Annotated in this window: 20 protein-coding genes; 16 read left to right on the top strand and 4 right to left on the bottom strand. The window is 65.7% G+C overall.

Translation table 11 applies throughout. The features are described from left to right. Nucleotides 1-7: 7 nt before the first annotated feature. The 12 genes from rpmA (at nucleotide 8) to A5892_RS19145 (ending at nucleotide 11,919) form a co-directional block, all read left to right on the top strand. Nucleotides 8-265: a 50S ribosomal protein L27 gene (gene rpmA, locus A5892_RS19200; RefSeq protein ID WP_027349352.1), complete on the top strand. Its 258-nt coding sequence runs from the start codon at nucleotides 8-10 to the stop codon at nucleotides 263-265. Nucleotides 266-519: 254 nt separating this feature from the next. After that, nucleotides 520-1,740, top strand: a complete 1,221-nt coding sequence (cgtA, locus tag A5892_RS19195) for an Obg family GTPase CgtA (protein ID WP_064124148.1) — start codon at nucleotides 520-522, stop codon at nucleotides 1,738-1,740. A 113-nt stretch (nucleotides 1,741-1,853) separates the two neighbouring features. Beyond that, nucleotides 1,854-2,987, top strand: coding sequence for a glutamate 5-kinase (gene proB, locus A5892_RS19190; protein WP_064124147.1), 1,134 nt, complete (start codon nucleotides 1,854-1,856; stop codon nucleotides 2,985-2,987). Between the two features lie 227 nt (nucleotides 2,988-3,214). Continuing rightward, nucleotides 3,215-3,481 carry a 30S ribosomal protein S20 gene (rpsT, locus tag A5892_RS19185; RefSeq protein ID WP_064124146.1) on the top strand — a complete coding sequence of 89 codons (267 nt, stop codon included), beginning with the start codon at nucleotides 3,215-3,217 and terminating at the stop codon, nucleotides 3,479-3,481. Nucleotides 3,482-3,556: 75 nt separating this feature from the next. Continuing rightward, entirely contained in the window at nucleotides 3,557-5,107 is a 1,551-nt protein-coding gene (gene murJ, locus A5892_RS19180) for a murein biosynthesis integral membrane protein MurJ (protein ID WP_064124145.1), read from the top strand. Nucleotides 5,108-5,225: 118 nt separating this feature from the next. Continuing rightward, nucleotides 5,226-6,275: a bifunctional riboflavin kinase/FAD synthetase gene (gene ribF, locus A5892_RS19175; RefSeq protein ID WP_064124144.1), complete on the top strand. Its 1,050-nt coding sequence runs from the start codon at nucleotides 5,226-5,228 to the stop codon at nucleotides 6,273-6,275. Nucleotides 6,276-6,314: 39 nt separating this feature from the next. Beyond that, on the top strand, nucleotides 6,315-9,179 hold the full coding sequence (gene ileS / locus A5892_RS19170) for an isoleucine--tRNA ligase (RefSeq protein ID WP_064124143.1): 2,865 nt from the start codon (nucleotides 6,315-6,317) through the stop codon (nucleotides 9,177-9,179). Then, on the top strand, nucleotides 9,172-9,702 hold the full coding sequence (gene lspA / locus A5892_RS19165) for a signal peptidase II (RefSeq protein WP_064124142.1): 531 nt from the start codon (nucleotides 9,172-9,174) through the stop codon (nucleotides 9,700-9,702). Before ileS ends, lspA begins: the two co-directional genes overlap by 8 nt. Continuing rightward, nucleotides 9,699-10,163: an FKBP-type peptidyl-prolyl cis-trans isomerase gene (gene fkpB, locus A5892_RS19160; RefSeq protein WP_064124141.1), complete on the top strand. Its 465-nt coding sequence runs from the start codon at nucleotides 9,699-9,701 to the stop codon at nucleotides 10,161-10,163. Before lspA ends, fkpB begins: the two co-directional genes overlap by 4 nt. A gap of 138 nt (nucleotides 10,164-10,301) precedes the next feature. Next, on the top strand, nucleotides 10,302-10,685 hold the full coding sequence (locus tag A5892_RS19155; protein ID WP_064124140.1) for a prepilin-type N-terminal cleavage/methylation domain-containing protein: 384 nt from the start codon (nucleotides 10,302-10,304) through the stop codon (nucleotides 10,683-10,685). Next, entirely contained in the window at nucleotides 10,682-11,476 is a 795-nt protein-coding gene (locus A5892_RS19150; RefSeq protein ID WP_064124139.1) for a PilW family protein, read from the top strand. Before A5892_RS19155 ends, A5892_RS19150 begins: the two co-directional genes overlap by 4 nt. Beyond that, nucleotides 11,473-11,919 carry a hypothetical protein gene (locus tag A5892_RS19145; protein WP_064124138.1) on the top strand — a complete coding sequence of 149 codons (447 nt, stop codon included), beginning with the start codon at nucleotides 11,473-11,475 and terminating at the stop codon, nucleotides 11,917-11,919. Before A5892_RS19150 ends, A5892_RS19145 begins: the two co-directional genes overlap by 4 nt. Here the strand turns inward: A5892_RS19145 and A5892_RS19140 are convergent. Both A5892_RS19140 and A5892_RS19135 read right to left on the bottom strand, forming a co-directional pair. Next, nucleotides 11,898-12,386 carry a GspH/FimT family pseudopilin gene (locus A5892_RS19140; RefSeq protein WP_190295638.1) on the bottom strand — a complete coding sequence of 163 codons (489 nt, stop codon included), beginning with the start codon at nucleotides 12,384-12,386 and terminating at the stop codon, nucleotides 11,898-11,900. The two genes, A5892_RS19145 and A5892_RS19140, sit on opposite strands and share 22 nt — an antisense overlap. Before the next feature lie 67 nt (nucleotides 12,387-12,453). After that, a complete protein-coding gene (locus A5892_RS19135) occupies nucleotides 12,454-12,696 on the bottom strand; it encodes a PP0621 family protein (RefSeq protein WP_064124136.1) in 243 nt (80 codons plus the stop codon). A 204-nt stretch (nucleotides 12,697-12,900) separates the two neighbouring features. Between A5892_RS19135 and A5892_RS19130 the strand changes: the two genes are divergently transcribed. Then, nucleotides 12,901-14,553, top strand: coding sequence for an NAD+ synthase (locus A5892_RS19130; protein WP_064124135.1), 1,653 nt, complete (start codon nucleotides 12,901-12,903; stop codon nucleotides 14,551-14,553). 48 nt (nucleotides 14,554-14,601) lie between these two features. Here the strand turns inward: A5892_RS19130 and A5892_RS19125 are convergent, their stop codons facing one another. After that, nucleotides 14,602-15,405 carry an outer membrane protein assembly factor BamD gene (locus tag A5892_RS19125; protein WP_064124637.1) on the bottom strand — a complete coding sequence of 268 codons (804 nt, stop codon included), beginning with the start codon at nucleotides 15,403-15,405 and terminating at the stop codon, nucleotides 14,602-14,604. A gap of 228 nt (nucleotides 15,406-15,633) precedes the next feature. Between A5892_RS19125 and rluD the strand changes: the two genes are divergently transcribed. From rluD to clpB, 3 genes are all read left to right on the top strand, one after another. After that, nucleotides 15,634-16,590, top strand: a complete 957-nt coding sequence (rluD, locus tag A5892_RS19120; RefSeq protein WP_064124134.1) for a 23S rRNA pseudouridine(1911/1915/1917) synthase RluD — start codon at nucleotides 15,634-15,636, stop codon at nucleotides 16,588-16,590. A 32-nt stretch (nucleotides 16,591-16,622) separates the two neighbouring features. Next, on the top strand, nucleotides 16,623-17,408 hold the full coding sequence (gene pgeF / locus A5892_RS19115; RefSeq protein WP_064124133.1) for a peptidoglycan editing factor PgeF: 786 nt from the start codon (nucleotides 16,623-16,625) through the stop codon (nucleotides 17,406-17,408). 205 nt (nucleotides 17,409-17,613) lie between these two features. After that, a complete protein-coding gene (gene clpB / locus A5892_RS19110) occupies nucleotides 17,614-20,190 on the top strand; it encodes an ATP-dependent chaperone ClpB (RefSeq protein WP_064124132.1) in 2,577 nt (858 codons plus the stop codon). A 76-nt stretch (nucleotides 20,191-20,266) separates the two neighbouring features. Here the strand turns inward: clpB and treA are convergent, their stop codons facing one another. Further along, nucleotides 20,267-21,850, bottom strand: a complete 1,584-nt coding sequence (gene treA / locus A5892_RS19105) for an alpha,alpha-trehalase TreA (RefSeq protein WP_064124131.1) — start codon at nucleotides 21,848-21,850, stop codon at nucleotides 20,267-20,269. Nucleotides 21,851-22,458: the final 608 nt, after the last annotated feature.

Here is a 22,458-nt window from a genome sequence, read left to right as displayed (position 1 = left end):
AAGTGCAATGGCTCACAAGAAAGCGGCGGGTAGTTCGCGCAACGGACGCGACTCTCATTCGAAACGCCTCGGCGTGAAGCTGTTCGGTGGCCAGGCCGCCATCGCCGGCAACATCATCGTTCGTCAGCGTGGCACCAAGTTCCACGCTGGCACCGGTGTGGGCGTGGGCAAGGACTACACCCTGTTTGCGCTGACCGATGGTCACATCAAGTTCGAGACCAAAGGTCCGAAGCAGCGCAAGTTCGTCAGCGTCGTCCCGGCCTGATCTAGCCTTCCGCGACCCTGGCGCATGCCGGGGTCGGTCGGCAGGTGAAAGAGCCCCGCCCTCGTTGCGGGGCTCTTTCGCATGTCGGCCCGCAAGGGCCAGTGCCGCTTGGGCGGCTCCATCCAGTTCAAACGATGGCCTTCGGGTCGTCGCAGATCGTGCAATCGACGTCGATGCAGTGCCTTCCCGGGTTCGTTGTTCCCGCCACGCCGTACGATTGCTGAAGGCGCCCGAGCAAGGCGTGAGGAGAGCATATGCAATTCGTCGATGAGGCTTCGATCACCGTCGAGGCGGGTAATGGCGGCAATGGCTGCCTGAGTTTCCGGCGCGAGAAATTCATCCCCAAGGGCGGTCCCGACGGTGGTGACGGCGGCCATGGCGGCAGCGTCTATCTGGTCGGCGACGAGTCGCTCAATACCCTGATCGACTTCAAGTTCCAGCGCTTCTACAAGGCCGAGAACGGTCGTCCCGGGCAGGGCAGCCAGATGAGCGGTCGCCAGGGCGAGGATCTCTACGTCAAGGTGCCGGTCGGTACCATCGTGATCGACGTCGAGACCCTCGAGGTGATCGGCGATGTCACCGAAGTGGGTCAAGAGCTCAAGGTCGCCCAGGGCGGCCGTCGCGGGCTCGGCAACGTGCACTTCAAGTCGTCGACCAACCGTGCGCCGCGGCGCACCACTCAGGGCACCGAAGGCGATCGTCGCGAGCTGCGTCTCGAGCTCAAGCTGATGGCCGATGTGGGGCTGCTCGGCATGCCCAACGCCGGCAAGTCGACCTTGATCCGCGCGGTCTCGGCGGCGCGTCCCAAGGTGGCGGACTATCCCTTCACCACCCTGGTGCCCAACCTCGGCGTGGTCAAGATCGGCTCCCATGAGCACTTCGTGATCGCCGACGTGCCGGGGCTGATCGAGGGGGCCTCCGAGGGGGCGGGGCTCGGGCTTCGTTTCCTCAAGCACCTTACCCGCACCCGGCTGTTGTTCCACGTCGTCGATGTGATGCCGGTCGATGAGAGCGATCCGGTGGCCGCGGTCGAGATGATCGCCGCTGAGCTCGCCAGCTTCTCGCCAGCGCTCGCCGAGCTGCCGCGGTGGCTGGTGATCAACAAGCTCGATCTGATCGCTCCCGACGAGCGCGCCGCCAAGGTCGCCGAGATCAAGCAGCGGCTTGGTTGGGAGGGCCCGGTGTTCGAGCTTTCCGCGGCCAATCGCGAGGGCTGCGATGAGCTGGTCCAGGCCGCTCATCGCTGGCTCGTCGAGCAGCGCCAGCAGGTGCTTGAAAGCGAGGATGCGGCGGAGCGCGAGCGTGAAATGCGCGAGCGGATGGAGCAGGAGTCGCTGGCCCGGGCCGAGGAGCGTCTCGCTCGTCGCCATCGGCGCGTCGTCGAGAAAGACGTCGAGCAGGATGAGAACGTCGACGACGACGATGATGATTGGGACGAGGACGATTATGATGTCGAGATCGAGTACGCTCGCTGAGCGCACGGCTGGCCTGCGCGGCTGAACGCCGCTCGGTCGACTCGGTCAAGTTCCAGACGCCGCGGCATGCACCGCGGCGTTTTCGATTCCAAGGCAGGGGAGTGGCGTAAGGGATGAGTGCGCAGGTTCCGGACCGCGCGAGCCTCGACCGGGCTCGCTGCGTAGTGGTGAAGATCGGCAGCTCGCTTCTGACCAACGACGGACGCGGGCTCGATGAGGTCGCGATCGGTGGCTGGGTCGATCAACTGATCGCGCTGCGCGCGCTCGGCATCGCTCCGGTGCTGGTTTCCTCCGGCGCCGTCGCCGAGGGCATGGTCCGCCTGGGCTGGCACTCGCGCCCGAGCGAGCTCCACGAGCTGCAGGCCGCCGCCGCGGTGGGGCAGTCCGGGTTGGTGCAGTGCTGGGAGGGCCACTTCGCCAGGCACGGCGTGCGCAGCGCGCAGATCCTCCTGACCCATGACGACCTTTCCAATCGCAAGCGCTATCTCAACGCCCGCTCGGCGCTGCGCACGCTGATCTCGCTCGGCGTGGTCCCGGTGATCAACGAAAACGACACCGTGGTCACCGACGAGATTCGCTTTGGTGACAACGACACCCTGGGCGCTCTGGTCGCCAACCTGGTCGAGGCAGAAGCGCTGCTGCTGCTCACCGATCAGGAGGGGCTTTTCGATGCGGACCCGCGCAGCAACCCCGATGCGCAGCTGATCGAAGAGTGCGATGCCGACGATCCGCGGCTCGATGCCGTGGCGGGCGGCGGTGGGCTGCTCGGTCGCGGTGGGATGGCGACCAAGCTGCGTGCGGCCAGGTTGGCCGCGCGTTCCGGCGCGCTGACGGTGATCGCCAGCGGCCGGCAGCCAGACGTGCTGCTGCGACTGCTGCGCGGCGAGTCCCTGGGAACGCTGCTCAAGCCCGAGCATGCGCCGATTACCGCGCGTAAGCGTTGGATCGCCGGCCAGCTCCAGGTGCGTGGAACGCTGGTGATCGACGACGGTGCGGTGGAGGTGCTGCGCACCCACGGCTCGAGCCTGCTTCCGGTCGGTGTCAGGCAAGTCAGCGGTCGATTCAAGCGCGGCGATCTGGTGGTCTGCGTCGATGAGCGCGGCGAGCGGGTCGCCAAGGGGCTGGTCAATTACGATATCGCCGAGGCCGAGCTGATCATCGGTGCGCCGAGCCGTGAGATAGAGGCGCGGCTCGGCTACGTCGAATCCCCCGAGCTGATCCACCGCGACAATCTGGTGGTGCTCTAGCTCGGGCAGGCGCCGTCGCGTTGAGAGACGGGTGGCGTTGATCGCGACTCGCTGATAGAATGCCGCATCCTCTCAGACATGGCCCGTACGACCATGGGTCTTCGCATCAGAGAACCCGCGGTCGTAACGAAGCTCGGCTCGTGCAGGCATCAGCGTCATTTGCCTCTAGCCGGGCATAATCACGAACTATCCGTTAATCAACTGTCGATATCTCCAGGGAGTAGACGGTGGCGAATTCCAAGCAAGCCCGTAAGCGCGCACGTCAGTCCGAAGCGCGTCGCGTCCTCAAGTCCAGCCAGCGCTCGATGGCACGTACCTTCGTCAAGCGCGTGCTGAAAGCGATCCAGACCGGCGACCACAGCGTCGCGATGACCGAGTTCAAGAAAGCGCAGCCGGTCATCGACCGTATCGCCGACAAGAACGTGATCGCGAAGAAAAAGGCAGCTCGCATCAAGAGCCGTCTCAACGCGCGAATTAAAAGCCTGGCTGCCTAAGCCGGTCAGGTGCTGTAGAAAAAACCGGCTTCGGCCGGTTTTTTTGTGTTCGTAACGTGAGCGGGAACGGAGCGAATGAAGGAACGCAAGGTGGCGGGGCTGCTCAGGTCTGGCGCGGTGGTCGGCGCGATGACCATGATCTCGCGCGTGCTGGGAATGGTGCGCGACGTGATGATCGCATCGCTGCTTGGCGCAGGCGGGGGCGCGGATGCGTTCTTCGTTGCCTTCCGCATCCCCAACCTGCTGCGCCGGCTGTTCGCCGAGGGGGCGTTCAACCAGGCCTTCGTCCCGGTGCTTTCGGAATACGCGACCAAGGATGATCCGCGCGAGACGCGTCGGTTGCTCGACGCCACCGCCGGCAGCCTGGCGATGGTCCTGACCCTGATCACGCTGGTCGCGGTGCTGCTTTCGCCCTGGCTGGTATGGATCTTCGCTCCCGGCTTCTCGAGCGATGCAGGCAAGCTCGCGCTCACCTCGGACATGCTGAGGATCACCTTTCCGTATCTGCTGCTGATCTCGCTGACCGCTTTCTGCAGCGCAGTGCTCAATAGTTGGAACCGCTTTGCGATTCCCGCATTGACCCCGGTATTCCTCAACCTGACGATGATCGCGGCGGTGCTGTGGCTCTCACCGCGCCTCGAGGTGCCCGCGATGGGGCTTGCCTGGGGGGTACTCGCCGCAGGGGTGATCCAGCTGGGTTTCCAGCTGCCGTTTCTCGGCCGGCTGGGGCTTCTGCCGCGTCCCAGGCCGGATTTCAGCCACCCCGGGGTGAGGCGTATCCTCAAGCTGATGGGGCCTGCGCTGTTCGGCGTCTCCGTGGCGCAGATCAACATGCTGCTGAACACCATCCTGGCCTCGTTCCTGGTCACCGGCAGCGTGTCCTGGCTTTACTACTCCGACCGGCTGGTCGAGCTGCCGATCGGTATCTTCGGTGTCGCCATCGCCACCGTGATCCTGCCCGCGCTGTCCCGGCGGCACGCCAGCCAGAGTACCGAGCACTTCTCCCGGATGCTCGATTGGGCGCTGCGCATGGTGCTGATCATTAGCCTGCCCGCGGCGCTGGCGATCTTCCTGCTCGCCGAGCCGTTGCTGGTGACGCTGTTCCACTACGGCGCGATGACCGACCACGACATCGAGATGACCGCGCGCAGCCTCAGGGCATTGGCTTTCGGGGTGATCGCCTACATGTTGATCAAGGTGCTCGCGCCTGGCTTCTATGCGCGTCAGGATACTCGCACCCCGGTGCGCATCGGGGTGATCGCGATGGCCGCCAACATGGCCTTCAACCTGGTGCTGGTCTGGCCGCTGGCCCATGCGGGGCTCGCACTTGCCACTGCGCTTGCGGCCTATGTCAACGCCGGGCTGCTGGCGCGTGGCCTGTTGCGCCAGGGAGTGCTGGTGGTTCAGCCGGGCTGGCGGCGCTTCTGGCTGCAGGTCGGGGGTGGCTGCGGATTGCTCGGCGCGGGGCTCTGGTGGTTGGTGCCGCCACTGCAGCAGTGGCTCGCCTGGGGAGTGCTCGAGCGCGCAGGCATGATGAGTGCGGTGATCGTGGCTTCTATGGCCGTCTATTTCGCTTGGCTGGCGCTCACCGGCATGCGCCTTTCCCACTTCAGGATGCGCGGATGAGCGCCCATGCGGCCTGCGCTACGGCTGCCGGTCTACACCGATGGGCTCGGTTATACTCGGGGCGCCTGCCGACGTTTGCGCGGCTCGGCGCCACGCATCGCCAACGGGACGATCTCGCATGGAATTGATCAGAGGACTGCACAATCTTCGCCAACGCCACCGTGGGTGCGTTGCGACCATCGGCAACTTCGATGGGGTGCACCGTGGCCACCGCGCGATCCTCGATCAGCTGCGCCGGCACGCCAATGGCGAGGGGCTGGCGCTGACCGTGGTGCTGTTCGAGCCCCAGCCGCGCGAGTACTTCGCCGGTACCCAGGCGCCGCCGCGTCTGACTCGGTTGAGGGAGAAGCTAAGGCTGCTCGCCGAGCAGGGGGTCGAGCAGGTGCTTTGCTTGCCGTTCAATCAGCGTCTGCGCGAACTCTCGGGGCGTGACTTCATCGAACGGGTACTGGTCGAGGGGCTGGATGTGCGTCATCTGGTGGTCGGCGACGACTTTCGCTTCGGCTGCGATCGTGCCGGCGACTTCGCTTTGCTCGAAGCGCTCGGCCGCGAGCATGGCTACAGTGTCGAACACACTCATGCTTTCCAGCTTGACGACGAGCGGGTCTCCAGCAGCCGGGTGCGAACGCTGCTGGCTTCCGGCAACTTTCTCCAGGCCGCCTATCTGCTGGGGCGCCCCTATCGCTTCGAGGGCCGTGTGGTCGCCGACCGGCAGCTTGGGCGCACCTTGGGCGTTCCCACCGCCAACCTGCCGTTGCCCGAAGGGCCGCTGGTGCTGCGGGGCGTCTACGCGGTGATGGTGGCGCGCGAGAGTGGCGAACTGCTGCCGGGCGCGGCGAATTTCGGCTGGCGACCGACGGTCGGCAGCCAGCGTCCGGTGCTCGAGGTTCACCTGATCGACTTTTCGGGCGATCTCTACGGCGAGCGGCTGACTGTACTGCCGTGTGTCAGGCTGCGCGGCGAACTCGTCTTCGACGGGCTCGAGGCGCTGCGTACCCAGCTGCATCGCGACGTGGCGGTGAGCCGTGATTACCTGAGCCAAGCGGCGGAGCCCGACACCTTCGTCGAGGCTCGCTACGCGGGGCGGCCGCTCAAGCTCGCCACCGCGCCGCTCTCTCCGCCGAGCAATGCGAATACGCCTTCGAGCGCGGGCGTCGACCAACGCTGACGCGTTTTTTCTTATCATCCTGAGTCCTACGAGCAGGCCATGAGCGATCGACAGCACGACTACAAGCATACCTTGAACCTGCCGAGCACCGATTTTCCGATGCGCGGCAACCTGCCGAGCCAGGAGCCCAAGCGGCTCGCTCAGTGGACCGACATGGGGCTGTACACCAAGCTCCGCGAGATCCGTGCCGGACGCGAGCGCTTCGTGCTCCACGATGGGCCTCCCTACGCCAATGGGAGCATCCATATCGGCCACGCGGTGAACAAGATCCTCAAGGACATCATCGTCAAGTCGAAGAGCATGGCGGGGTTCGATGCGCCCTACGTGCCGGGCTGGGACTGCCACGGCCTGCCGATCGAGCACAAGGTCGAGACCACCCACGGCAAGCATCTTCCCGCCGCGCGAGCGCGCGAGCTTTGCCGCGCCTATGCCGCGGAGCAGATCGAGGGCCAGAAGGCCGACTTCATCAGGCTCGGCGTGCTGGGCGATTGGGACAACCCTTACCGCACCATGGACTTCGTCAACGAAGCAATGGAGATCCGGGCGCTGGCGAAGATCGTCGAGCGCGGCTTCGTGTTCAAGGGGCTCAAGCCGGTCAACTGGTGCTTCGATTGCGCCTCGGCCCTGGCCGAGGCCGAGGTCGAGTACCAGGACAAGGAGTCCGACGCGATCGACGTCGCTTTCCCGGTCGTCGACCCGCTGCGCCTGGCGGCCGCATTCGGTGTCGACGCACTGGCCAAGCCGGCCGCGGTGGTGATCTGGACCACCACGCCTTGGACCATCCCGGCCAACCAGGCGCTCAATGTCCATCCTGACTTCACCTATGCGCTGGTGGATGTCGGCGAGCGCCTGCTGCTGCTGGCCGAGACGCTGGTCGAAAGCTGTCTCGAACGCTACGGCCTCGACGGCGAAATCATCGCCCGTGCGCCAGGGACCGCGCTGGAGCTGATCGAGTTCCACCATCCGCTGGCCGGTATCGATCCAGGGTACGACCGCGCTGCGCCGGTTTATCTCGCCGACTACGTCGAACTCGGCGCCGGCACTGGAGTGGTCCACTCGGCGCCGGCCTATGGCGAGGACGACTTCTACTCCTGCCGCCGCCATGGGATGAGCTTCGATGAGATCCTAAGCCCGGTGCAGGCCAACGGAGTCTATGCCGAATCCCTGCCGCTGTTCGGTGGCCAGTTCATCTGGAAGGCCAATCCCCGGATCGTCGCCGCGCTGGACGATGCAGGGCAATTGCTCGCCCATCAACGCATCTCCCACAGCTACATGCACTGCTGGCGGCACAAGTCGCCTCTGATCTACCGCGCGACCGCGCAGTGGTTCGTGAGCATGGACAAGCCCTGCGCCGATGGCCGCAGCTTGCGCGGGCTGGCGCTCGAGGGCATCGATAGCACGCGTTTCTATCCGGCCTGGGGCCAGGCGCGGCTGCACGGCATGATCGAAAGCCGGCCCGACTGGTGCATCTCGCGCCAGCGCAACTGGGGCGTGCCGATTGCGTTCTTCCTCCATCGTGAGAGCGGTGAGCTGCATCCGCGCACCGTCGAACTGATGGAAGAGGTCGCCCAGCGGGTCGAGCGCGAAGGCATCGAGGCCTGGTTCAAGCTCGATCCCGTCGAGCTCCTGGGCGCGCAGGCGTCCGACTACGAGAAGGTGCTCGACACCCTCGACGTCTGGTTCGACTCCGGCACCACCCACTACCATGTGCTGCGCGGTTCGCACCCGTTGGCCCATGCCGAAGGCCCGGCGGCGGATCTCTACCTCGAAGGCTCGGACCAGCACCGCGGCTGGTTCCATTCTTCGCTGCTCACCGGCTCGGCGATCGATGGCCACCCGCCGTATCGTGCGCTGCTGACCCATGGCTTCACGGTCGATGCCCAAGGACGCAAGATGTCCAAGTCGGTCGGCAATGTGGTCGCTCCGCAGCAGGTCATGGACAAGCTCGGTGCCGACATTCTGCGTCTGTGGGTCGCCTCGACCGATTATTCCGGTGAGATGGCGGTCTCCGATGAAATCTTGAAGCGTACCGCCGACGCCTATCGGCGCATTCGCAATACCGCCCGCTTCATGCTCGCCAACCTGACCGGTTTCGATCCCGCTCGCGATATCGTCGAGCCGGAGAGGATGATCGCGCTGGACCGCTGGGCGGTGGATCGCGCCGCCCAGCTCCAGGCGCGGATAGAGAAGGCCTATACCGAGTACCGCTTCCTCGACGTCTACCAGCAGGTACTGAGCTTCTGCTCGAGGGACATGGGCAGTTTCTACCTCGACGTGATCAAGGACCGCCAGTACACCACCCAGGCGGATTCGCTGCCGCGACGCAGCTGCCAGACCGCGCTCTATCACATTGCCCGGGCGCTCAGTCGCTGGATCGCGCCGATCCTCTCCTTCACCGCCGAGGAGATTCACGAGAACCTGCCGGGCAAAGGCGCCGAGAGCGTGCTGCTCGAGGAGTACTATCGCGAACTCGTCGAGCTGCCGCAGGACTTCGCCTATGGTCGCGCCTTCTGGGATCGGGTGATGGAGGTCAAGCACGCGGTCAACAAGTGCCTCGAGGCCGCGCGCGGCGAAGGCCTGGTCAAGGGGTCGCTGGATACCGAGGTGACGCTCTACGTGGACGAGGCGCTGCACTCGCTGCTCGCTCGCCTGGGGCACGAGCTGCGCTTCGTGCTGATCACCTCCGAGGCCCGGCTGGAGCCGCTCGATCAGGCGGGTGAGGGTGCGGCCGAGACCGAGATCGATGGCCTCAAGGTCAAGGTGATCGCAAGCCCATGGCCGAAGTGCGAGCGCAGCTGGGAGCGGCGCCCCGACGTAGGCACCCATCCGGAGCACCCGACGCTCTGCGAGCGCAGCATTCTCAACCTGCCGGGCGGTCCGGGCGAGGTACGGCGCTATGCCTGATCTCGATAAGCATTCCTTAGCGCCGATGCGCGCTCCGCTGCGCTGGCTGTGGCTGGCGCTGGCGGTGATCGTGGTCGATCTCGGCACCAAGGCGCTGGCCTCGAGCCTGCTGGTCTATGCCCAGCCGGTGGTGGTGATCGAGGGATTCTTCGACCTGACGCTTTTGCATAACTATGGCGCCGCGTTCAGCTTCCTCGCCGACCACTCCGGCTGGCAGCGCTGGCTGTTCGCACTGATCGCGGTCGGCGCGGCAGTGGGGCTGAGCGTATGGATGTCGCGGCTCAAGCAGGGCGAAACCCTGGTGGCGGTGGCGCTGGCGTTGATCATCGGCGGCGCGGTCGGCAATCTGTTCGATCGCATGGTGCACGGCTACGTGGTCGACTTTTTCTCGTTCCACTGGCGCAGGGCCTATTACTACCCGGCATTCAACATCGCCGACAGCGCGATCTGCGTCGGCGCGGTCGGGTTGATCTGGGATGCGCTGCGCGGTCGTCGCGGCCGGCAAGAAGAGGAGCAGTCATGAGTGGAATCGAGCACGATCTTACCCGGATCGGCGAGGGCACCTCAGTGGTGCTCCATTTCACCCTGATGCTCGAGGATGGCACCGTGGTCGATTCGACCCGCGACGGTCGTCCCGCCGAGTTCGACTTCGGTGACGGCAACCTGCCGCCAGGTTTCGAGCAGCCGCTCAGGGGGCTGGGTACCGGCGAGCGCGGTCGTTTCGAGGTCACACCCGAACACGCCTTCGGCCAGTACAATCCGCAGAACGTGCAGCTGCTCGATCGTAGCGCCTTCGATGCCTCGATCGAGCTCGAAACGGGCACCGTGGTCTCGTTCTCCGACCCGGGGGGCGGTGAGCTGCCCGGGGTGATCAAGACGGTCGAAGGGGACCGGATCGAGGTCGATTTCAATCATCCGCTCGCCGGACGCATCCTGCTGTTCGACGTCGAGGTGCTCGAGGTTCGCCCGCTGACCACTCACTGAGCATCTTCCTGCCGAAGCCTTCGATCTGAGCTGCGCCCCTCGGCGCAGCTTTTCGTTTCATTCCTTCCGACTCAAACCGTTGCCTGCCTGGCCGATGGCTATCTCAAGTGGCGCCTTCGCGTCGCCAGGGAGTCTTGCATGCGCGATTTCTCGATATCCGAAGCTGCCGGTCGCCAGCGCGGTGCCTCGCTGATCGAGGCGCTCGCGGCGGTGGCGATCGCCGCTGTCGGCATCACGGCGCTGGTAGCCGCGCTCGAGGTGGCGCTCGGACGTGGGCAGCTGCTGCGCGAGCGTAGCCTGGGCACCTCGGCGATCGGGATGCTGCTCGAGTCTCAGCGTGGGGTACCCGCATCATCAGTCACCCTTGCGCCATTGGGCGGCGGCGTGACGCTCTGTCGGCGTGCCGATGACGGCGTGATGCACGTCTGGCTGGTGTGGCCGCGCAGGCCCGGCTTGGCGCCGCCGGCCTGTGGCGAGGGGGCGCCGGCCGGTGCGATCGAGCTTTCGGGGGCCGCGCCTTGAGCGACCAACACGGCTTCTCCCTGGTCGAGACCCTTGCGGCGCTCGCGATCGGTGCGCTGCTGGTGGTCATGTTGCTCGAGGTACACGCCGTGCTGCAGCAGCGAGTTCGTTACGAAGCGGCACGCTGGCAGGCCTTCGAGCGGGTTAGAGTGGCTTCCCTGCTGCTCGAGGACGAGCTGCGCCTGGCCGGTTTCTGGGGCGGGATGCCCGCTGACCGCGGCATTGCGATGCCGGCCGCAGTGACGGGGGGCAGCGGTCGCGTGGTCTGCCAGGGCTCACCCTGTGCGATGCCGGGGGAGGACCGGCTGGCGCCAGCGGGCGGTAGGGAAAGCGCGCTGATCGTGCGCTTCGCGCGCGCCAGCGGTGATCCGATGGCCGCGGGACTGCCGCTACTTTTCGCCGAGGCCCAGGGCGCGCAGTGGCATCACTACGCCGCTGGTTACTACCTCGATGGGGATGGGCCCGGGCTCTATCTGCGCATTGCCGGGCGTAGCCTGGCGCAGGAGCTGGTTCGTGGGATCACAGGACTTCGCTGTGAGTATGGGCTGGGCAGTGACGCAGACGGCCAGTCCTTAACTTTCGTCGCCGCCGAGCAGGTGAGTGACTGGCGAAGGGCGGTGGCGGTGCGCTGTACGTTGCGAGCGGTGAGTGATCCGCTGGGCTTCGCCGGTGTCGGCATCGATCAGGTCGAAGTCGAGCGCAGCCTGCTGGTAGTGCTGCGCAACCCGCTCGATCAGCATCTCGCGGCGAGTAGGCTCGAGGCGCTCTCGATCTTCGAGGACCGCGAGTGAGCGCTGCGTCGCGCCAGTCGGGCATCGTGCTGCCCATGGTGCTGGTGCTGCTGACGACCTTGTCGCCGCTGCTCGATGCCTTGATCCAGCGTCTGGAGCGAGAGCCGCCTGCGCTGCGAGGAGAGCAGCTTCGCCTTGAACGGCTGGCCCGGCTCGAGGGTGAGATGGATATTGCGTGGCGGCGGCTGGGGGAGAGCGATGCGGGCTACGGACGTTGGCAGCGGGTAGATGGGAGCGGACAGACGGCGGTCGCGGTGGTGCCGCTCGGCCCCGAGCGGCGCTGCGAAGGGCTCGAGCGCCCGCGCTGCAGGGAGATAGAGATTTCCATCGAGTATCGGGACGAGGATGGTCTCTCCTCCAGGCTGGTGCGCGGCGGTATGGTGGTCGAATCGCCCGACACCGGGCGTTCGCTGCTGCCGGGCTACTGGGTGCTGCAGCGCTGATCGCGCTCGACCCAGTCCATGCGCGGTCTGCCTACGCGGTTGAGTACCAGTTGCCAGCCTTGGCGCAGTGGTGTGCAGAGCGTGAAGGTGGCATTGAGCACGCTCGCGGCCGGGTGTGCGCTGAAGTCGAGCGCGGTCGCCGGACCATGGAGGGTAATGCGCGCTCGGGGGGTGAAGGCGCTGATCATTTGCCCCGATACCGGGTCGAGCAGCAGTGCGCCTCGCTCCCAGCGCTCTGCGCAGCGCTCGGCATCGGCGCTTGCGCAGAGGCGAAGCCTGCGTCCCTCGAGCAGGCTTTGCAGCCGGGCGCGCTCGATCAGGCCCGCCAGTGCCTGACGGTCGGCCTCGGCATGTCGGGCATCGAGCCAGCGACGGGCGCCATCGACGGCGTACAGCGCGGTGGCCGAGGTAAGCGTCAGGGCCAGCAGCAGCGATGGCAGGCTCGCGCCCGCTTCAGGAGTCGGCATGATGGGTTCGCGGTATCGGTTGGATATCGCATCCATCGGCACCGACGAGGCAGGATTGAACGCGACCTCAGTGCCTGCGTGGTGGCTTTGGCCCGAGTCGCGCATGCTCGGAGTTGCAGTAGTAGTGATGCGAAGCATCCGCCGCCCGTACCGCCTCGCTGGCAGGCAGGTGCAGGCCGCAGTGGGAGCAGCGAATCGAGGCAATGCTGCGCGGCGCCTTCGTCTCGGCGCGCGACTGGAGTCGGCGATAGTGACGGTAGCACCGGTAGAGCAGATAGATCAGTGCGGCCAGGATCAGCAGGCGCAGCATCGGGCGGCACTCCTTGAAAGTGATACGGCGGTTTTGACAGCGTCGTGGCAAAGATCACAATAAGAGCAAAGTAGCGCCGCGATGCGCGGTTACTATACCAACACAATGTCGTTGGCGGGATGTCGATGGCAACGTCGTTGACAAACCGCGTCAGGGAATCTCGACGCGATGAAAGCGCTCCCGGCGAGCGGCACGAGGACTAAAATGCGGCAACTGATCACAGTGATGGCCCAGTGCGACCCGCTGGTCGGCGACATCGAAGGCAACGCCGTGCGGGCGGTGGAGGCGGTGCGAGAGGCGAGCATCGAGCATCATGCCGACGTCGTGGTGTTCCCCGAGCTGTTCCTGGTCGGCTACTCGCCGGAGGACCTGCTGCTGCGCGAGGCGCTCGAAGCCCGCGTGAGCAAGGCCCGCGCGCTGATGGCAAGCCGCATGGTGCCAGGGGTGCTGGTGGTGATCGGCTATCCAGGCCTGCGTGGAAGCCAGCTCTACAATCTCGCCGGAGCGCTGCGCGACGGGGAGTGGATCGCCGAGTACGCCAAGCAGGCGCTACCCAACTATGGGGTGTTCGACGAGCGGCGTTATTTCACCGCCGGCGATGCGCTCTGCGTGATCGAACACCAGGGCGTTCGCCTCGGACTCTCGATCTGCGAGGACCTGTGGCTCACCGAGCCGGCCGCCGGCTACGCCGGCCAGGTCGATCTGCTGCTCTCGCTCAATTGCTCCCCCTGGCATCTCGGCAAGCTCGATGAGCGTATCGCGGTGATCACGCAGCGGGCGCGCGCGATCTCGACCCCGATCGCCTATGTCCACCAGGTGGGCGGGCAGGACGACCTGGTTTTCGATGGCGCCTCGTTCGCCCTCGATAGCGATGGCCGGATCCAGGTCCAGGCGCCAGCCTGGGAAGAGGGGCTGATGCCGCTGCGGCTGGTCGATGAGGGGAGCGGCTGGCAGCTGGCGCCCGGTGAACGAGCGCGGATCGCGCAGGACGAGGAGTCCCTCTACTGCGCATTGGTGGTGGGCCTGCGTGAATACGTGCGCAAGAGCGGTTTCGCCGGTGTGGTGCTGGGGCTCTCCGGCGGTATCGACTCGGCGCTGTCGCTCGCGGTCGCGGTGGATGCGCTCGGCCCTGAGCGGGTCAGGGCGGTGATGATGCCGTATCGCTACACCGCCGATATGTCGCGCGACGATGCGGCGACGCAGGCGCATGGCCTCGGTGTCGCCTTCGAGGAACTGCCGATCGGTGCAGCGGTGGAGGCACTCGATGCGATTCTCGGCGAGAGCTTCGCCTCGCTCGATCCGCCTTCGGCCCAGGATGTCACCGAGCAGAACCTCCAGGCGCGGGTGCGCGGCACCTTGTTGATGGCACTGGCCAACCGTCGTGGGCTGATGGTGTTGACCACTGGCAACAAGAGCGAAATGGCGGTTGGCTATGCCACGCTGTATGGCGATATGGTCGGCGGCTACAGCGTGCTCAAGGATCTCTACAAGACCCAGGTTTATGGCCTTGCACGCTGGCGTAACGCCCAGGGCGAGCACGGTGCGCCGGTGATTCCGCCGAGGGTGATCGAGCGCGCGCCCTCGGCGGAGCTCGCCGAGGGGCAGCTGGACAGTGATTCGTTGCCGGACTATCCGACGCTGGATGCGATCCTCATGCGCTACATCGAGCAGGATCACAGCCTGGAGGCGATCGTCGCCGAAGGATTCGAGCGCGAGGCGGTCGAGCGGGTAGTGGCGCTGGTCGATCGCAATGAATTCAAGCGCCGTCAATCCGCGCCGGGGGTGCGAGTCTCCAAGCGCGCCTTTGGACGTGAACGGCGCTACCCGATCGTCAACGGTTGGAAGCCGGGGGACTGAGACTACGACCTCGTCCCGGCTGCCGCCGGGACGGTGGTCTGCAAGTGCTCAGCCTTCGAGCGAAAGGCTACCGCCCACGTAGCGCGGCTGGAAGGTCTGGCCATTGAGGCGTGAGTAGTCTGGCGCATTGTGGATCAGGATCGCGAGGGTCTCACGGGCGCGGTCGGTCATGCCCAGCCCCATGTAGCCCTCGATCATCGCGGCGAGGGCGTCATCGCTGCCCTGCGCCTGCGGATAGTGTTCGATCACCCAGCGTCCGCGCTCGACCGCTGCCACGTAGGCCTGCTTGCGCAGGTAGAAGTCAGCGACCTGCAGCTCGCTGCGCGCGAGCACGTTGCGCAGATAGATGATCCGCTGGCGAGCATCGGCGGCGTAGGGGCTGTCGGGGAAGCGGCGCACCACCTCGCCAAGGTCGGCATAGGCGTCGCGGGTGGAGCCGAGGTCGCGCTTGGAAATGTCGATCAGGTCGAGGCCCTCGAGGCTGAACCGTCCGGCCTGCCAGGCGGCCAGGCCGCGCATGTAGTAGGCGTAGTCGACCTGCGGATGATCCGGGTGCAGGCGGATGAACCGGGTCGAGGCGGCGCGCGCTGATTCCCAGTTGCTGATCTGGTAGTAGCCGTAGATCAGCTCGAGCTGCGCCTGCTGGGCGTAGTCGCCGAACGGATAGCGGCTGTCGAGGGTTTCGAGCTGGGTCACCGCGGCGGAGTAGCGGCCATTGTCCAGGGACTGCTGCGCCTGCTGGTAGAGCTGCTGCTCTGGCACGTCGGGGATCGAATCCTGGGTGTCGCTGCTGGCGCAACCGACCAGCACGGCGGCGGCCAGCGCGAGAGCACTCAGTTGAAAGGCGCGCATCATCTTCCTCGTGTCGGGCAAACCGCGGCGCACATGATAGAATTCGCCGCCGCTGTACATCATCGGGATTGCCGCGCGAGCGGGAAAACCGGCCTCTGCCGGCTTCTCCTGCGCGGAAAGCCGCCCCACTATAAAACACCGTGCGACGTTAGAACACCGTCCCGCTTCGACGCGGATGCCGGTGATACGCTCAGCCGCCGTTTGTCGAGCCAGGAGTTTCCCCAGCCCATGCCCGAGCGAATCGAACAGCAGTACATCGTCCCCGAGGAGCTCAGCGGGCTGCGTGTCGACCAGGCCGCCGCCCAACTGTTCGGAGATTTTTCCCGCGAGCGCCTCAAGGCCTGGATCGGCGAGGGCGCTTTGACCCTCGATGGCGAGACGGTCAAGCCGCGCGCCAAGGTGCTGCGCGGTCAGCTCCTGACGCTGTCCGCCGAACTGGAGCCCGCCGGCGATTGGGAGGCGCAGGACATCGCGCTTGAGATCCTGTTCGAGGACGAGGAGCTGCTGGTGATCGACAAACCGGCCGGCCTGGTGGTCCATCCCGCCGCCGGCAATCCCGACGGTACCCTGCTCAACGCCTTGCTCCACCATTTGCCGGAGCAGATCCAGCTGGCACGTGCGGGCATCGTCCACCGGCTCGACAAGGACACCAGCGGGCTGATGGTGGTGGCGAAGAGCCTGCTTGCCCAGCGTTCGCTGATCGAGCAGCTCAAGGACAGGAGCGTGTCGCGCGAGTACGATGCAGTGGTGGTCGGTACGCCGATCTCCGGTGGCCGGGTGGATGCGCCGATCGGTCGCCATCCCAGGGACCGCAAGCGCCAGGCGGTGGTGGCGGGTGGCAAACCGGCGGTGACCCATTATCGGGTGGTGGAGCGCTATCGCGCCCACGCCCTGGTGCGCTGCAAGCTCGAGACCGGCCGCACCCATCAGATCCGCGTGCACATGGCGCATCGGCAGCTGCCGTTGGTCGGCGACCCGGTCTACGGCGGGAGGCTCAAGTTCCCCGCGGGCGCCTCTGAGGTGCTCAAGGAGCGGCTTCGCGGCTTCTCGCGCCAGGCCCTGCACGCGCGCCGGTTGAGCATCCGGCACCCGGCGAGCGGCGAGACGCTGCGTTTCGAGGCATCGCCGCCGGCGGATCTGCAAGACCTGATCGCCGCGCTCCTCGAGGACGCCGGCATCGTTTGAGCCCAGCGAGCGACCTGCAAACGAGGACCAGGATGATCAATAGCGCCGTGTCGCATCAATTCGACCAGAGCGAGCCGCGCATGCTCGTGCCCGACTGGCCCGCGCCGAGCACCGTGGGCGCCTTCGTCACCACGCGTGAGTTGGGCCCGAGCGCTCCTCCGTTCGACGCTTTCAATGTCGCCGCCCACGTTGGCGACGACCCCGACACCGTCCATGCCTGTCGGCGGATGCTGTCACTGCGGATCAACGACCCCCGGCCGCTGCTCTGGCTCGAACAGACCCACGGTTGCGAGGTGGCGACGACGCTGCCACCGGCAGGTACCGCGCCACCCAAGGCCGATGCCGCGGTGGCGTTCGACCAAGGCCACGCATGCGTGGTGATGACCGCCGACTGCCTGCCGGTGTTCTTCTGCGATCGCGCCGGCACCCGGGTGGGCGTCGCCCACGCCGGCTGGCGCGGGCTCGCCGGCGGAGTGCTCGAGGCGACCGTGGCGGCGCTCCGCTGCCATCCCTCCGAGCTGCTTGCCTGGCTGGGGCCTGCGATCTCCAACGCGCAGTACGAAGTCGGCCGGGAGGTGTTCGATGCCTTCGTCGAGCAGGATTCCGAGGCCGAGGCCGCCTTCGAGGTCAGCCCTTACCGACTCGAGCACTACATGGCCGACCTCTACCGGTTGGCGCGACTACGCCTCGAACGACTTGGGCTCGAGTCGATCGGCGGGGGGCACTTCTGCACCGCTTCGGATGCGCGTTTCTATTCATGGCGGCGCGACGATGGCCAGACCGGGCGCATGGCCAGCGTGATCTGGCTCAAGGGCTGAGTCAGTAGCGAAAGATTCATCCTGCGGCGTTTTGTCAACCCCTTGCCGCTTGAAACTTCCCGGCTCGCCCTCATCATGGTTGCTGTCACTTCCAGGACCCGGCTCGCGCCGGGCCGAATTCCCGCTTCGCACCGCTGACGGTCCGCTCATCCCGAACTAAGCTTTGGATCAGCGCGACACGCCCAGGTGTCAAGGAGAAACACGCATGAGAATGGATCGCCTCACCACTAAATTGCAGAGCGCGCTGGCCGATGCCCAGTCGCGCGCGGTCGGGCTGGGTCACAACGAACTTCAACCGGTGCACCTGTTGCTGGCGCTGCTCGACGAGCGCGATGGCGGCTTCCGTGCGCTGGTGCAGAAAGCCGGCGGCGATCCCGCGCGGCTCAAGCAGGCGCTGACCCATCAGCTCGAGGAGTTGCCTACGCTCAAGCAGTTCGACGGCAACGTTTCGATGAGCCAGGAGCTGGCCAAGCTGCTCAACCTCACCGACCGTGAGGCGCAGAGTCGCAATGACCAGTTCATCGCCAGCGAGCTTACGCTGCTCGCTGCGCTCGAAGCCGGTGGCGCGGTGGGGCGTGCGCTCAGCGACGCGGGATTGAGCAAGCAGAGCGTGCGCGCGGCGATCGACTCGCTGCGCGGCGGGGCCAGCGTCGACGATGCCGGTGCCGAAGAAAAGCGCGAGGCGCTCGACAAGTACACCATGGACCTCACTGCCCGCGCGGCGAGCGGTAAGCTCGATCCGGTGATCGGTCGTGATGACGAGATTCGCCGCACCATCCAGGTACTGCAGCGCAGGACCAAGAACAATCCGGTGCTGATCGGCGAGCCCGGGGTGGGCAAGACCGCCATCGTCGAAGGGTTGGCCCAGCGGATCATCAACGGGGAGGTGCCTGAGTCGCTCAAGGACAAGCGGGTGCTCTCGCTCGATCTTGGCGCGCTGCTCGCCGGGGCCAAATTCCGTGGTGACTTCGAGGAGCGGCTCAAGGCGGTGCTCAACGAGCTGGCCAAGGAAGAGGGTCGAGTGATCCTGTTCATCGATGAGCTGCACACCATGGTCGGCGCGGGCAAGGCCGATGGGGCGATGGATGCCGGTAATATGTTGAAACCCGCGCTGGCGCGCGGCGAGCTGCACTGCGTCGGGGCGACCACGCTGGATGAGTATCGCAAGTACATCGAGAAAGACGCCGCGCTCGAGCGCCGCTTCCAGAAGGTGCTGGTCGACGAGCCCTCCGAGGAGGATACCATCGCGATCCTTCGCGGGCTCAAGGAGCGCTACGAGGTCCACCATGGTGTCGATATCACCGACGGCGCGATCATCGCCGCGGCCAAGCTCTCGACCCGCTACATCGCCGACCGCCAGCTGCCCGACAAAGCGATCGACTTGATCGACGAGGCGGCCTCGCGGATTCGCATGGAGATGGACTCCAAGCCTGAGTCGATGGATCGTCTCGAGCGGCGGCTGATTCAGCTCAAGATCGAGCGCGAGGCGCTGAAGAAAGAGACCGACGAGCCGACGCGCAAGCGTCTCGAGCTGCTCGAGGAGCAGATCCAGGAGCTCGGCCGTGAGTACGCCGATCTCGAGGAGGTATGGAAGGCCGAGAAGGCGAGCCTGCAGGGCGCGGCCCAATTCAAATCCGAGCTCGAGCAGGCGCGTATCGATCTCGAGGCCGCTCGGCGGGCCGGCGACCTGGGCAGGATGTCCGAGCTCCAGTATGGGGTGATCCCGACGCTCGAGCAGAAGATCAGCGAGGCCGGCGAGGCCGAGAAGACCCCGCTCAGGCTCTTGCGCGCCAACGTCACCGAGGAGGAGATCGCGGAGGTGGTCTCGCGCTGGACCGGTATCCCGGTGTCGAAGATGCTCGAGGGCGAACGCGACAAGCTGCTGCGGATGGAAGAAGCGCTGCATCAGCGGGTGGTCGGCCAGGAAGAAGCGGTCGAAGCGGTCTCCAACGCGGTGCGCCGCTCGCGCGCGGGGATCGGCGACCCTAATCGTCCCAACGGATCTTTCCTGTTCCTCGGCCCGACCGGGGTCGGCAAGACCGAGCTGTGCAAGGCGCTGGCTGCGTTCCTGTTCGATACCGAAGAGGCGATGGTCAGGATCGACATGTCCGAGTTCATGGAGAAACACTCGGTATCGCGGCTGATCGGTGCGCCTCCGGGCTACGTAGGTTACGAGGAGGGTGGCTATCTCACCGAAGCGGTCAGGCGTAAGCCCTACTCGGTGCTGCTGCTCGACGAGGTCGAAAAGGCCCATCCGGATGTGTTCAACATCCTGCTTCAGGTGCTCGAGGACGGCCGCCTGACCGATGGGCAGGGTCGCACGGTCGATTTCCGCAATACCGTGGTGGTGATGACCTCGAATCTCGGCTCCGATGTGATCCAACGCTTCGCCGGGCAGGAAGAGCAGTATGCCGAGATGAAAAATGCGGTGATGGACGTGGTCGGGCTGCACTTCCGCCCCGAGCTGATCAACCGTATCGACGAAGTGGTGGTGTTCCACCCGCTCGGTCAGGAGCAGATCCAGCGGATCGCCTCGATCCAGCTCGAGCGCCTGCGCGGCCGTCTCAAGGATCGCGATATCGGGTTCGAGGTCTCCGATGCAGCGATGGCCCAGCTCGCAGTGGTCGGCTTCGACCCGGTCTATGGCGCTCGCCCGCTCAAGCGAGCGATCCAGACCCGGCTCGAGAACCCGCTGGCCCAGGCGCTGCTCTCCGGCCGCTTCGGCCCCGGCGATACGATCAAGGTAGATGCCGAGGAAGGACAGCTGACGCTGGTCAAGTAGGACTGCGAAACGCAACGTAAACGCCCCTGGACGATGATCGTCCAGGGGCGTTCGCTTGCCTGCGCAGCCGGCTGGCTCAGGCGCAGTGGCCGGGGTGGTGTTCGGGATAGAGAGCCAGCAGCGCGCTCAGAACGCCGTTGGTCCAGCCGAAGCCGTCCTGAGCGGGATACTCGCCGCCGCTGGCGGTGTCGCCGGTGACGACATCGTATTTTTCGATCAGCTTGCGCCGGCGGTAATAGTAATCGACGTTGCAGCCGATCCAGCGTCGCGCGATCTCGGCCGCCAGGTCGTGCTCGCCGTAGTGGCGCAGACCGATGACTGAGACCCACTGCAGCGGCGCCCAGCCGTTGGGAGCGTCCCACTGCTGGCCTGAGCGTATCGTGGTGGTCAGCAGGCCTCCGTCGGCGAGCAGCTGAGTTTCCAAAGTGGCTGCGGTGGCGCGCGCCTGGTCGGGAGTGGCGATCGCATAGTAGAGCGGGTAGCAGCAGGCGGCGCTGAGTACGCCGGTGAGCTGGCACTCTTGCCACAGCAGATCGCCGAAGACCCCTTGTTCCTCGTCCCAGAAATGGGCCAGCAACGCATTGCGGCGCTGGATATGGCGCTCATGGTAGAACTCGGCGCGGTTGGCATGGCCGAGGCTTTCATGAATCTTGTAGAGCGTCGCTTCCAGATGATGCATCAGGCAGTTGAGATCGATCGGCGCGATCGCGGTGGTGCGGATCGTCGATAGCCGGTGATCGTCGGTCAGCCAGCGCGAAGTGAAGTCCCAGCCGCTCTCGCAGCCCGCGCGCAGATCGCGCCAGACCTGGCGCTCGTCCCGCTCTGGCGCGTCGTGGGCGGTCTCTAGATCCTCCCGATAGGACTCGGGGCGCGGTTTGTCGGCGTCGTCCCAGTAGCGGTTGAGCAGCGCGCCGTCCGCGAGCCGCACCACCCTTCGGTACGCTTCGCCCGGCGGCAGGTCGTCGGCGCCATCCATCCAGTAGGCGTACTCCGCTTCCAGCTGAGGCAGATAGAGGCGATAGGTCTCGTTGCCGTCGATCAGCGCGAGCAGGTCGACCATGTCGGCGAAGTAGGGCGGCTGCGAGCGGCTGAGGAAGTAGTTGCGGTTGCCGTTGGGAATATGGCCGAACTCGTCGATCAGGTAGGCGAAGTTGTTTACCATGTCGCGAATCAGGTCGGAGCGCTCGCTTTCCTGCAGGCCGAGAATGGTGAAGTAGGAATCCCAGTAGTAGATTTCATTGAATCGCCCGCCGGGCACCACGAAAGGGTAGGGCAGCTGCAGCCTCGAGGAGTAAGGGTTGTCGCTGGCCTGGGGGCGCCGGGTAAGGACGCGCCAGAGGGTATCGATGTGGCTGTTGATGCAGTCTTCGCCGAGGCGATCGCCCTGCTGGTGGCTGAGCTCGACATCCTCGGCGTCCTGAGGGGCGAAGTGGGTCTCGACGAAGCCGCCAAGGGCTTCGTCGCTCGGCGAGCCGGCGGCCTGCAGCCGGGCGAACTCACGCAGCACCGCCTCTGGTGCGTCACGGGGGACCAAGTCGACGAAGGTCTTGCTGTCTTCGAACAGGCCGCGCCGTTGGACCTCGATGAACAGCTCGCCCCACAGCTCGTCGGGGGGCGGCGGAACGTTGGGAAGTTCCAGCTGCGTCGCTGCATCGATCATGGCTATCCTCCGGGCGCGAAAGCGGGCTCGGGCGCTCGCTGTCTACGCCCGAGCCATCATCTTAGCGCGTAGTACGGGAACGCTTCGACCAAAGTCAGGATAGGCAAGCGTCCGCTCAGCGGAGAGGGCTGATCCAGGGCGGGAAAAGCGAATTTTGCTCTGCAATATAATGCCGGTTTTTCATTGATTGGGGGATAATGTTTCCTTTTTTGTGTTTTATTTGGGTAATCGTGCTTATGTTGTGCGCATGGCGCGCTATATGTTGACACTTTCTTTTGGGTCGTAGAGTCTAGCAGCCTCCTGATTGCGAGCATGCATGGCGAGCGGGCAATCCCCCCGCCAAGCATTGCAGCGGTTGACCGACCGTTCGCTCGTCAAAGGACCTACATCGGGCCACGGCGTCACCCGCCTTCCTCCCGAACAGCTCCCCCTCGGCCTTGCGCATGAGAGAGCAGGCCCTACCGGGCCATGGGTGGCAAGCCGCGCGTCCACCATCTTGCGATGGTGGCGCGCGCTCTTCCCCGACCCCAGGTCCAGCCATTGTGGCGATCAGGTGTCATGCGCCCAGGGCGTGTGACAGGCGGTCATCCGCCCTCGAACTCCGATGC

Source organism: Halotalea alkalilenta, from assembly GCF_001648175.1.
In the GTDB taxonomy this organism is placed as follows: Bacteria; Pseudomonadota; Gammaproteobacteria; order Pseudomonadales; family Halomonadaceae; genus Halotalea; species Halotalea alkalilenta_A.
This window is presented reverse-complemented; position numbering and strand designations above follow the sequence as displayed.

Coding starts and splice junctions, on each gene's coding strand:
- ribF (WP_064124144.1), top strand. CDS start 5,226: ATGGAATTGATCAGAGGACTGCACAATCTTCGCCAACGCCACCGTGGG.
- clpB (WP_064124132.1), top strand. CDS start 17,614: ATGAGAATGGATCGCCTCACCACTAAATTGCAGAGCGCGCTGGCCGAT.
- cgtA (WP_064124148.1), top strand. CDS start 520: ATGCAATTCGTCGATGAGGCTTCGATCACCGTCGAGGCGGGTAATGGC.
- A5892_RS19135 (WP_064124136.1), bottom strand. CDS start 12,696: ATGCTGCGCCTGCTGATCCTGGCCGCACTGATCTATCTGCTCTACCGG.
- rpmA (WP_027349352.1), top strand. CDS start 8: ATGGCTCACAAGAAAGCGGCGGGTAGTTCGCGCAACGGACGCGACTCT.
- pgeF (WP_064124133.1), top strand. CDS start 16,623: ATGATCAATAGCGCCGTGTCGCATCAATTCGACCAGAGCGAGCCGCGC.
- A5892_RS19155 (WP_064124140.1), top strand. CDS start 10,302: ATGCGCGATTTCTCGATATCCGAAGCTGCCGGTCGCCAGCGCGGTGCC.
- A5892_RS19130 (WP_064124135.1), top strand. CDS start 12,901: ATGCGGCAACTGATCACAGTGATGGCCCAGTGCGACCCGCTGGTCGGC.
- treA (WP_064124131.1), bottom strand. CDS start 21,850: ATGATCGATGCAGCGACGCAGCTGGAACTTCCCAACGTTCCGCCGCCC.
- murJ (WP_064124145.1), top strand. CDS start 3,557: ATGAAGGAACGCAAGGTGGCGGGGCTGCTCAGGTCTGGCGCGGTGGTC.
- lspA (WP_064124142.1), top strand. CDS start 9,172: ATGCCTGATCTCGATAAGCATTCCTTAGCGCCGATGCGCGCTCCGCTG.
- fkpB (WP_064124141.1), top strand. CDS start 9,699: ATGAGTGGAATCGAGCACGATCTTACCCGGATCGGCGAGGGCACCTCA.
- ileS (WP_064124143.1), top strand. CDS start 6,315: ATGAGCGATCGACAGCACGACTACAAGCATACCTTGAACCTGCCGAGC.
- proB (WP_064124147.1), top strand. CDS start 1,854: ATGAGTGCGCAGGTTCCGGACCGCGCGAGCCTCGACCGGGCTCGCTGC.
- rluD (WP_064124134.1), top strand. CDS start 15,634: ATGCCCGAGCGAATCGAACAGCAGTACATCGTCCCCGAGGAGCTCAGC.
- A5892_RS19140 (WP_190295638.1), bottom strand. CDS start 12,386: ATGCCGACTCCTGAAGCGGGCGCGAGCCTGCCATCGCTGCTGCTGGCC.
- A5892_RS19125 (WP_064124637.1), bottom strand. CDS start 15,405: ATGCGCGCCTTTCAACTGAGTGCTCTCGCGCTGGCCGCCGCCGTGCTG.